The sequence below is a fragment of the Burkholderia sp. SIMBA_051 genome (assembly GCF_046534915.1).
GTDB lineage: Bacteria > Pseudomonadota > Gammaproteobacteria > Burkholderiales > Burkholderiaceae > Burkholderia > Burkholderia ambifaria.
The window spans coordinates 1-250 of the sequence record NZ_JAWRXS010000630.1 but is presented as its reverse complement, the minus strand read 5'-3'; the positions used below and the strand labels follow the sequence as shown (position 1 = coordinate 250).

General features: G+C 69.6%; 1 protein-coding gene. It reads right to left on the bottom strand.

The features are described from left to right. Nucleotides 1-250: hypothetical protein (locus tag SB771_RS36005; protein ID WP_410722163.1), on the bottom strand; the 250-nt coding region annotated here is incomplete at both ends.

The following is a 250-nucleotide window of genomic DNA, read 5'->3' as shown; positions in this document are numbered from 1 at the left end:
AGCGCGATGCGGCCGTCACGGCCGCGAACGGTGAGGTTCGTCACTTCGACGCCCGGCTGCATGCCCGACCAGTGCGGGGACAGCCTGCCGATCGAAAGCTGCGCGTGGAGCTTGTCGGACACGGCGCGCTCGATGCGCGGCCGGAATTCGTCGATGCGCGGCAGCACCACGTAGCGCAGCCCGAGGAATGCGCCGGACGCGACGAAGTACACGCCGATGCCGACTGCCAGCGTCACCCTGAACACGCGGC